This window comes from Nostoc sp. JL23, assembly GCF_017115065.1.
Classification (GTDB): Bacteria; Cyanobacteriota; Cyanobacteriia; order Cyanobacteriales; family Nostocaceae; genus Nostoc; species Nostoc punctiforme_A.
Window position 1 is genome coordinate 36,644 of the sequence record NZ_JABXKN010000107.1, and the last position, 11,143, is coordinate 47,786.

At 42.1% G+C, this 11,143-nt stretch carries 7 protein-coding genes; 2 read left to right on the plus strand and 5 right to left on the minus strand.

The features are described 5' to 3' along the window. Nucleotides 1-24: 24 nt before the first annotated feature. The 3 genes from HWQ42_RS21555 to lpdA form a co-directional block, all read right to left on the minus strand. Nucleotides 25-276 (minus strand): DUF5340 domain-containing protein, encoded by a 252-nt coding sequence (locus HWQ42_RS21555; RefSeq protein WP_069072137.1) that lies wholly within the window; start codon nt 274-276, stop codon nt 25-27. A 243-nt stretch (nt 277-519) separates the two neighbouring features. Further along, a complete protein-coding gene (gene trpC / locus HWQ42_RS21560) occupies nt 520-1,410 on the minus strand; it encodes an indole-3-glycerol phosphate synthase TrpC (RefSeq protein WP_292815982.1) in 891 nt (296 codons plus the stop codon). A gap of 97 nt (nt 1,411-1,507) precedes the next feature. Next, the gene (gene lpdA, locus HWQ42_RS21565; RefSeq protein WP_292815984.1) at nt 1,508-2,932 is read right to left on the minus strand and encodes a dihydrolipoyl dehydrogenase; all 1,425 of its coding nucleotides are present in this window, start codon (nt 2,930-2,932) and stop codon (nt 1,508-1,510) included. A 429-nt stretch (nt 2,933-3,361) separates the two neighbouring features. Between lpdA and HWQ42_RS21570 the strand changes: the two genes are divergently transcribed. Then, a complete protein-coding gene (locus HWQ42_RS21570; protein WP_292815996.1) occupies nt 3,362-5,137 on the plus strand; it encodes an SWIM zinc finger domain-containing protein in 1,776 nt (591 codons plus the stop codon). A gap of 425 nt (nt 5,138-5,562) precedes the next feature. Then, nucleotides 5,563-7,356, plus strand: coding sequence for a ShlB/FhaC/HecB family hemolysin secretion/activation protein (locus tag HWQ42_RS21575; RefSeq protein ID WP_292815986.1), 1,794 nt, complete (start codon nt 5,563-5,565; stop codon nt 7,354-7,356). Nucleotides 7,357-7,789: 433 nt separating this feature from the next. On the opposite strand, the gene HWQ42_RS21580 is transcribed toward HWQ42_RS21575, so the two are convergent. Further along, nucleotides 7,790-8,914 carry a hybrid sensor histidine kinase/response regulator gene (locus HWQ42_RS21580; RefSeq protein WP_292815988.1) on the minus strand — a complete coding sequence of 375 codons (1,125 nt, stop codon included), beginning with the start codon at nt 8,912-8,914 and terminating at the stop codon, nt 7,790-7,792. A 44-nt stretch (nt 8,915-8,958) separates the two neighbouring features. Further along, nucleotides 8,959-10,278: an ATP-binding protein gene (locus HWQ42_RS21585; RefSeq protein ID WP_292815990.1), complete on the minus strand. Its 1,320-nt coding sequence runs from the start codon at nt 10,276-10,278 to the stop codon at nt 8,959-8,961. Between the last annotated feature and the right edge of the window lie 865 nt (nt 10,279-11,143).

Consider the following 11,143-nt stretch of genomic DNA (forward strand, 5'->3'; position numbering starts at 1 on the left):
GTTGAGATATTTAGGTTATCAGCTTCAATCGGGGGCAACAACTTTGCTATCGTTATGATGGTTGATTGACCAACGGTGATCGATAGTTACAGAGGAAAACTCGCAAATTTCTTCTAGTCGCTTTTGCTGTACAGCAGCTTTACGGAGAGTAATAATGAGCTGATTCACTTGATGCCGTAAATCTGGGTTATCATTGACCGCTAACATAGTTTGTCTTTCTAAGAGTTGAAGTATAAGTTCGTAGTGAATAGGTGAAGGTAGAGGAATTTGCTCCATGAAGTTAAATTTTGATTTCATATTTGGAATTTTGTATGAGTCACAGTTTGTTTCTTATTAATAAATTGTTACATAATAAATAACTAGTTGCTTATGGCTTTGATTTGATTAGCAATGAAGATTTGGCAAAGATATTGATGGTATTTGATGGCAAAGTGCTGCGTGTATACGCATAGTGTGCCCAATTGTTCAACTATTGTGTGCAATCGTGCTGCTGTTTTTTGGGCAGGTGAGGTGTTTCTTTCAAAAATTCCTCGGTAATATACGAGCGATCGCAGCGCCGGGATCTGGTTGTTTTACCAAAGATTCTCCAATGAGTACAGCAGATGCACCTGCTGTCAGCACTAAACTCAAATCTTCTGGGTTGTGTAGTCCTGACTCACTAACAACAAGGATATTTTTCTCTTGCAATTGTCTACCCCTTGCAGCCAAAAGTTGGCAAGTAGTTTGCACATCAACAGAGAAATCTTCCAAATTACGATTATTGATTCCTACCAAGGAGACTCCATCTAAAGCTAACACACGGTCAAGTTCTGCCAAACTATGGACTTCAACCAAGGTTGCCATTTTCAGGTTGTTAGCAATTTTCAAGAAGTATTTCAAATCTTGATCGCTCAAAATAGCCGCAATCAACAAAATAGCATCTGCACCCTGAACCCGCGCCAAGTATATCTGATAAGCATAAACGACAAACTCTTTGCACAGTAGGGGCAAATCTACGGCAGCCCGAACCTTGGCTAAGTTTTCAAAACTACCTTGAAAGAACTTGACATCTGTCAGCACAGAAAGACAACTAGCGCCACCTTGCTGATAAGACAGGGCGATCGCTACTGGGTCAAAATCTGCTCGTAAAACACCTTTACTCGGTGAAGCTTTTTTAACTTCGGCAATCAATGCTGGCTTAGTCTTACCTTGGCGCAAGGCGGCGACAAAATCACGGGTTGGCGGCGCAGTCACTACCTGTTTCAGCAATTGTTGCAAAGGAACTTTTTCTCGCATTTGGTCATATTCTACTTCTTTCTGCCAGACAATTTCTTCCAAGATGTGGTTTGGCGCTGCATCAGGTACGACAGCCTGATAACGCAATATCGATACATCAATAGCTGGGTTAGGTGAACGGCGACGGATTTGCATAATTAGTCATTGGGCATTGGGCATTGGGCATTGGGCATTAGTCATTGGTCATTTGTCCTTGTTTATTGACAAAGGACAAATGACAGAGGACGAATGACTAAATGGCTCGTTTATAAGCTTCGTCTAGGACTTCCGAAAGTGTTGGGTGGGCGTGAACTAGATGTGCAAGATTGCGGACAGATTGACGGTTGGCGATCGCAGCTGACGCTTCATGAATTAAGTCTGAGGCGTGTAGCCCAAAAATGTGAACACCTAAGACTTCTCCGGTGTCTTTGCGATATATCACCTTGGCAATACCGTCGGCTTCATTTTCTGCCAACGCTTTGGAATTTCCTTTGAAGTAACTCCTACTTGTGGCGATTTCAAACCCTTCGGCTTGTCCCAACTCTTTAGCTGCTGTTTCAGTTAAGCCTACATAGCTGACCTCTGGGTGGGTAAACGCCGCTGCTGGGATGCTGCGATAGTCTACTATTCTTTCCCTCCCAACGATATTTTCTACCGCGATGATGCCTTGAGCAGAAGCCGCATGTGCTAACATCATCTTCCCATTAGCGTCGCCAATTGCCCACAAATGCGGCACGACTTCACCTGCTGAGAGTACTGCCATGCGATCGTCTACTGGAATAAAATTCCGCCGATCGACTTCCACACCCACAGACTCTAAACCAAGATTTTTGGTCGCCGGGATGCGTCCCGTAGCCACCAAACAAGCATCTACTTCGATGACATCTACATCTTCTTTGGTTTTGAAATCTGCTAACTCAATTACCACAGGTGAACCTGGGATAACTTTTTTGGCGTATATCCCAACTTTCGTTTCAATATCGCGGGGAGTAATTAGCACCCGTTCGGCAAGTTTGGCAATATCGCGGTCAAATCCTGGCATTAACTGATCTAGGGCTTCAATCAAGGTGATTTCACAACCCAAAGCTGAGTAAATATCAGAAAATTCCAAACCGATATAACCACTGCCAATAATTGCTACCCAGTCTGGTAAAGACTCTAATTTGACACCTTGATCGCTGGTAAAGACAGTTTTGCCGTCTACTTCAATCCCTGGAGGTACAAAAGGAATTGAACCGGGGGAAAGGATAATGTCTTTGGCTGTGATGGTTTTTTCACCACCGTCTCCGACGATCGAGACTTTTTGCGCCCCAGCGATTTTTCCCCAACCTCTGATGATATCGACTTTTAGACGTTTGAGGCTGTTGGTTAAGTCGCCTTGAATTTTCGAGACGAGATCGTTAGCATGATTAGCGATCGCTTGGCGATCGAATTCTACGCTACCAATTTGAATTCCCAGTGACTTGAGGTGGTGGGCATTGCGTAACTCCCGCACACGTCCAGATGCTGCCAGCAGCGCTTTAGAAGGAATACAGCCCCGATTAACACAGGTTCCTCCCATATCAGCAGCTTCAATAATTGCTGTTTTCAAACCACAACTTACGGCGTGTAAGGCTGCGCCATGTCCGCCTACACCAGCGCCGATAATTACTAAATCGTAATCATATCCTTGACTCACGTTAGTTTCCCCGTGTGCTTCGCCTATTTATTCTCAACTTGACCGACAATCAGCGCAACCCTTTTAACAGTTATCAGTTATCAGTTTTATCGCTGAACTCTAAATCCCTTACCTTACATTACCCTGACTGTTTACTGTTAACTGTTCACTGATTTCAGGTTCGGGTATTGCTAACTCAAATTATGATTCACTCACTTCTGGCGAAAATATGGATATTTTCATTATATGGGTTGGTTTTCCCAGAAAAGCGACAAGAAATTAACTGAGTATTTGCAGGGCAATGAAACTGATTTCCAGTTCTGAGCTAGTTAATGAATAGAAATTGCAGTCTCATTCAGAATCTCCACACCTTTTATCTTTACAGCGCGTTAGCGTAACACTAAGCTGGATTTAGGATTGATCCAGAAGATTTACGCAGGCGATCGCTCGATGTCTATTCCCCCAATTAGTGAATTTACTATCCGCCGTCATGCCAACGCCAAATCTTTCCAGCGGGGCGAGGCATATTATAACGCTGGTGCTGTTAATGCGGTTATCCAACGTGGTCATCTGCTTCAGGCAGATGTTCTAGGCACCGAAGCTAGACCTTATCATGTCAGCCTGAATTTCCATAGCAGTGGGTTAACCTCAGTAAAATGCACCTGTGCCTACGACTATGAAGGGTGGTGCAAACACATTGTCGCCACGATGCTCGTTTGTGTGCGTAACTCAGAAAATATTGAGCAGCGCCCTACCCTTGAAGAACTACTAAATCGCCTGGATTATATCGAAACTCAAAGGCTGCTGCAAGAGTTGGTAGCAGAATACCCCCCCCTAATTGAAGCAATTGACCGTCATGTAAGTTGGATGACAAATCCTGCTGACAACCAAACAGCCATAAAATTCGTGCGCCGCAATACTCTCGATCCTGCTCCCTTTCGGCGGCAAGTACGGCAGATTCTCAAGGATACCGTGCGCTACTTTGAGGAGGGATACGAAGAAGATCCGATTGGCGAAGATTTGCTGAGTGTAGTGCAAACTGCGGTAGATTTTAGCGAACGGGGAGAAGGTGAAAATGCGATCGCTATTTTGTCAGCGATTACCTCTACCTGTGCGGAAAATTGGGATGATGTTGCCGAATACGGCGCTGAAAATGATGAAGTTGTCAGCGAATTAAATAATGCTTGGTGTGAAGCAATTCTGATCGCCGAACTTACTCCAGAAGAAAAAGTTGATATTCAAATAAATTTGGAAGCTTGGCAGGATGAGTGGAATGCTGATTTTGGTTTAGTCATGGAGGCTTTACGCCAAGGTTGGGATTATCCGCCGCTGGTACAAGTTCTCCAAGGTAACATTACTGAAAGGGGAGCATGGGAAGAAGACGTACCAGATTATGCTGATGATTTGGCATTAATTCGCCTGAAAATTCTCGAACGTCAAGAACGTTATCAAGAATACCTGTATTTAGCAGAAGCGGAAGGGCAAACCCAGCAATATCTGACAATGTTGGGGCGTTTAGGCAGGGTGGAAGAAGCAATTGATGCTGCTCAAACCCAGATGAACTCAATGGAAGAAGCCTTTGCCCTAGCGAAAACACTCAGCGTTCAGGGGGCGTTACAGCAAGCATTAGATATAGCCCAGAGTGGATTAAATTTACCGGGTAATTGTCAGTATGAATTGGGAATTTGGACAAGTGATTTAGCTATTGAGTTGGGTAATAGTGAAGCTGCCTTATTAGCAATCAAGGCAGCCTTTCAAATGAAGCCCTCCTTTGTGGATTACCAAAGGATGGCAGAATTGGCTGGGCAAAACTGGGAAAGTGTCAAAACAGACCTACTGAGAATTGTCCGTACTTATAGTGGTTGGGCAACAGAATCAGCCAAGGTGGATATATTCTTGCATGAGGGGCTAATTGATGATGCAATTGCGATCGCTAGTGAACTAAGTTCCGATCGTTCAGAGTTAATTCACCGAGTTATGGATGCTGCTATGTCTCATAATCCTGGTTGGGTGATTGCTAATGCTCGTCGCCGTGCCGAAAAGATTATGGATGCAGGTAAAGCCGAATACTACTATTACGCGGTTGAATGGTTGAAAAAGGCGCGTAATGCCTACCTGGAATCTGGGAAGAAAGCTGACTGGTTAAGCTATCGGGAAAACTTGATGCAAACCCACGCTCGTAAACGTAAATTGATGGGAATGTTTCAGCAAAGCGGTATGGAGTGAAGAAGGCAGGGCAATACGGTTCGGATAAGTTTTCATATCCGTTGTGGTTTGGGAAAAGGAGAAAGGGTAATACCAATTCAAAATTCAAAATTCAAAATTAAGAAAGCCTGACAGAACAAAGATTTGGGAGTATGTATCTGTCGCATGATTTTTTCAAATTGGTATAAGGGGTAAAGATTTGAATTCACCTTTTTCCCTTTTCCCTTTAACCGAACCGTATTATCCTACCCCCTGTCTCAAAACCCATAGCTTTGTACCTCATACAAAAGAAAACTGCTGTAAGTCTGCAATAACCAGATGATTTAGCTTTTAAATTGAGATTTGCTCAAGATATCAACTTTAGCGACAAAAGATGAAGTAAGATTCACATCTGAAGCAGTCCCCGTATAATCCCATAGTTACTGCCAAAAAAATAGTCCGGTGCGATGATTGATAAATACCCTCAGAATCTTATAGTGTCGTGCTTACCGCTGAGTATGTTTCTATTACTTAGCAGTACATCTTTAAGTCCACTGAAAGCTCAGGTTGTTGATACTACACAATTACCAACTAGTGATTTCATCCAATCACAACAAATTCCCCCACCACAGGATATCCAACCACCCACACCTTCACCACTTCCCTCACCTGAAGTACCACAGCCACTCCCTCCACCAGCAGAACTACTTCCACCCTCTGCCCCAACTCCCACACCTGATGCACCACTCCCTGGTAACTTTCCTCAAACTATTGTTGTTGAACGCTTTGAAGTTGTTGGTAGCACAGTTTTCAGTGCCCAAGAATTAGCTGAAGCCACTGCTGAATTTACCAAACGACCGATCTCACTGACTGAAGTGTATCAAGCACGTTCTAAAATAACTGATCTATATGTCAAAAATGGTTATATTACTTCTGGTGCCTATATTCCACCTCAAACAATCCAATCTGGTGTTCTCAAAATTCAGGTGGTGGAAGGTAAATTAGAAGATATTCAGGTAACTGGGACTCGGCGGCTGAATCCGAATTATGTCCGTAGCCGATTAGCAATAGCGACATCACCGCCTCTGAATCGTCAGCGTCTATTAGAAGCACTGCAACTGCTGCAACTGAATCCTTTGATTCAAAACGTGACTGCTGAACTCTCGGCAGGATCGCGGACGGGTACGAGTCTTTTGGAAGTTAAAATCAGTGAGGCAAAAACCTTTAGTGGCCAAATAGTTCTTGATAATGGGCGATCGCCTAGTGTTGGCAGTTTTCGGCGCGGCTTACGGTTGAATGAAGCCAACTTACTCGGATTGGGGGATGGTCTGAGTGTAGGCTACACCAATACTGATGGTAGCAACTCCTTTGACGCTAGTTACACATTGCCTCTTAATCCCCGCAACGGAACGCTTACCTTGAACTATGGCACTACGTCGAGCAATGTCATTGAGCCTCCTTTCGACTTCCTAGATATCGAATCGGCTTCTCGCTACTATGAACTGACATTTAGGCAGCCTATAATCCAAACTCCTACACAAGAATTCGCTCTGGGGTTAACAGCTTCCCGACGCGAAAGTGATATCTCATCCTTTTTACAGAGAGAAGGGGTTCCCGCCTCTGAACTTTCGCCTGGTGCTGATGATGAGGGACGCACTAGGGTATCTGCGTTGCGATTTTTTCAAGAATGGACGAGTCGTAACAGTCGTGAAGTCATCGCCCTACGCTCTCAATTCAGTTTGGGCATAGATGTGTTGAATGCCACAGTTAATCAAGATGCTCCCGATAGCCGTTTTTTTGCTTGGCAAGGGCAAGCACAGTGGGCACGCCTTTTAGCTCCTCAAACCTTATTATTATTACGTTTAAATACGCAACTAGCATCTACAAAACTTCTGCCGATAGAGCAATTTGGCATAGGTGGGCAGGATAGTATTCGGGGCTACCGTCAAGATTACCTGCTCACAGATAATGGCACTTTTGTTTCTGCGGAAGTTCAAGTACCGATTTTGCGCTTACCCCAGATAGATAGCACCTTACAGGTTATCCCCTTTGTGGATTTTGGTGTTGGCTGGAATACTTCTGGTACAGACAATCCCGACCATAATACTTTAGCTGCTGTTGGTCTGGGGTTGCGTTGGGCACAGGGCGATCGCTTCACCGTTCGTCTTGACTGGGGTATTCCTTTGGTATCTGTTAACTCAAATGAAAGAACATTACAAGAAAACGGTCTGTATTTTAGTTTACTCTATAATCCTTTTTAACCGCTGTTCATGTCCACCCTCAACTCTGAATAGGGTGAATATGGACAGTAGTCAATGATGAAAATATAAACATTATTTCAGTTTTTATAAAAAAAACCCTGGGTTATGATTCCAGGGTGAATACACGTTTTTCAGGCATTAATAGATTGAATAATAACTTTGTAAAATAGTTATTTCTACTATCTATAGAATGATACAACAGTAGATTTAGTTATTTTAGTTTATGGATACATCTGCCATTGGGAGTATACAAATATTGGAAGAGGCAAGTTATCCGGCAATATTCTAATTGGATTAACCTTCAAATGGTGCTGTAATTAATCCGTATAATTTAAGCTAATTTAATTTTTTGAGGAGCATAAAAATACATCAAAAATTAAATGTAATTTCTTGGGAGATATCCACAAAATAATCTGTGGTCAAGGAAAATAACTTAAGTGTTTTTAGGTAGTTGCACGGTAAATAAACTCCCTTTCCCTAGTTCAGAAGCTACCTGGATAGTTCCTGCGTGCCCTTCTATAATGCGGTGGGATAGATGTAATCCTAAGCCACTACCTGAGCGTTTATTTCTGCCTTGGCGAAATCGCTCGAAAATTGTTGCCTGATCTTCTGGCGCAATCCCATATCCTGTATCTTGTACCTCAATTATTACCGAATCTGGATCTCCTGGATTAGATGATGTTTCATAAATGCGGATTGTTATGCCTCCCGTATCTGTAAATTTGATGGCATTTGCAATCAGGTTGTTTAACACTCGCCGTAATTCCAAACGATCGCCCATGATAATACCAGCGTTTTGACTCAGTGGATCTAATTCACGGGTATCGATTTCCAGAGTCAAGCCTTTTTCATTAGTTAGAGGACTTAGTTCGCTGACTACTTCTTGAGATATCTCACATAAATCGCATTCCTCCCAATTCAACGTTTTTTTACCTGCCTCGAAGCGATAGACTTCTAACAGGGTGTTTACCATTTCCATCAAATTTTGGTTACTGCGAATCATGACTGCGATCGCCTGTTTCATTTCCGGCGAAATTTTGCAGAATGTTTCCATTTCAAACAAATTCAACATCCGATCGGCGGCTACTAGCGGAGTTCGCAAATCATGAGTCAGACGGGAAACAAAATCTTCCCGTTGGCGGGCCATTTTTTGTTGTTCGTCCAGACTGTGCTTGAGACGTAATAGCGATCGCACTCTTGCCAGTAGTTCATCAGTATCAAATGGTTTACGAATAAAATCGTCAGCACCAGCATCCAAACCTTCGACAACGCTGGATTGATGAAAGGCAGTAATTAACAGAATTGGAATGTAAGAGATTGCAGGGTTCTTCCGAATCCGACGTGTGACTTCATAGCCATCTATCCCCGGCATCATTACATCTAACAGAATCAGATCGGGTGGAGATTGCTCAATTTTCCGTAAAGCCTTTATGCCATCTGAAGCCAAATCAATTTCATACCCCTCACTTTCTAAAATTGCTTGAACCAAAATGAGATTATCTTGAGTGTCGTCAACTGCTAAGATACGATAAATTTTATTATTTTCAACTACAGACATGATTTATAAATTTTTATCAGTTTTTTTGGAAGTAATTTTTAAATTTAGGATATTCTATTGGCTTTCCTGAATTGAGAAGATGACTGATGAGGATTTTGTACAGGACAGAAAAAATCGTCGTTATCTAACTGTGAACTTGGAGCATTGCCTGCTCCAGTCCGTAATGTAATTTTGCGTGGCAATTCAATTTTAAACATTGAACCAACCCCCAATTTGCTCTCCAGAAAGATTTTACCGCCCATCATTCGTACTAGCGAATCTATAATTGCCAAACCCAGACCTGTACCTGGATATTTGCGAGTGATAGTTTGATCGACTTGCCGAAATGCTTCAAAAATATGCTTAAAATCTTTGGAGGCTATACCAATACCTGTATCTTGAACGATAATTACCACTCGATTTCCCGGCAGTTCCTTAACCTCAACCCAAATTTCACCAGACTCTGTGAATTTAATGGCGTTGGAAAGCAGGTTAATCAAAATCTGTTTGACACGAAGCGGATCGTTAAATACCAAAGGATTTTGCAAATCGGTTTGTACTAACAATAAAAGATTTTTCGCCTCAGCTAGGGAACGCATTTCACTGACAACGATATTAATTACTTTTGATACATCAAATCTTTCCGGCTTTAAATCTAATCCTCCTCCCTCCAGCTTGGAAAAGTCGAGAACTTCATTGAGTAGCATCAATAAATGCTTGCCATTATTCAAAATGCGCTCAACCATATCTGCTTGCTGGCGCGTTAGTTGACCGAACTTCGGACGCAGCAGGATTTGCGAAAAACCAATAATCGCATTCATCGGCGTTCTAAGCTCATGGGAAATGGTTGCCAAAAAAAGCGATTTTAGACGTGATGCCTCCAATAGCTTGAAGTTTTGCATTTGAATCTGTTGCTGTTGTCTCTCCAATTCTTGGTTCTTATAAATGAGTTGTTCATTACTTTCTCTGAGTTGCTGGTTTGCCAAATCTGCCTGTATTTCCGCCCGATAAATCCGAATCGCACTCCGCAAAACCTGCGACAAAGTTTCTGGGGATATTCTGGACTTAGAAAGATAGTCTGTAGCACCAGCTTTCAATAATTGCAGAGTAATTTGTTCATCTCCTTGACCAGTTAGGACTACTAAAGGAACTTTAATTTTTGAAGAACCTAGCTGTTGAATCAAGGTTAGTGCATCCTGGTCTGGTAAGCGATAGTCGAGAAAAACACAATCGTAAGTATTAATGCTTAAGAGAGAGAGCGCATCATTACCACAGCCTACTTCAGACAGTTCTATCTGAACACCTGGTATACTCAGGGCAGAACAGATTGCTATCCGGTCTACTTCGTCATCGTCTACAACCAAAATTTTCAGCGTCTCTTCCATCGGTTTTAATTTTCGCCGCCAAACATAGGTTGATGTATAATATTTCTCTTTTCAGATTATCCAACTAAAGAATATAAGATTTTCGGACATCTAAAACCTGTAATTTGATTGATTAAGATATTTTGCATAATATCTAGTTTAATACTTGCTTGATATTAATCACATCAACTTCGTTATCCTCCATTAGTAGTATGTTAATCACTCTTTCGGGCGTTTCCTTGGGTGGAATTGAGTCTGTTGTATCTTCAATCTGGTTAATTTCCCAGATGGTAACTAAACTCCTAGCAAATGACCAATGCCATGCAAAAAATTAGTAATTAACAAGCAGACACTGCTGATATAAAGTAAAATAAAATACTTTACCAAGCTTAAAACAATTCTAGATGAGTGAGCAAGCCACCGTCGTCAGTCATTGGTGAGAGTTGCATACTATTATCGTGTACCATAAGCTTGAACAGTTTTATCTATCAGGTTAGTTAGAGCAGATAAATAAAAAAGTACTATCTATACCTATTTGTGAATGTGAAGTAATCCTAGCTCTTGAAATTTCGACAATTTTCTTAGCGATCGCCATATTTGTGTTAGTATTTACCCAGAGATATCTATTTTATAGATGTTCGAAAACTTACCAATCATTGCCGAAGAAAGGCTCCTGACAAAAGTTAGGCAAAAATTCAAAACCTAAAAGGGGAGAGATTCGCACAGAGGGTTTGTATTATATCGTGTTAAGAGTTCAGACAAATCAAGTTCGCCACCAAGAACTACGAATTACTTTGCTGTTGGTGATTACACCAAATTTTAACGCTACCTGGTTGAGTCGATGGGGGATATTATTCCCCGCACCTCTCAGTTAAATCTGGGCGTG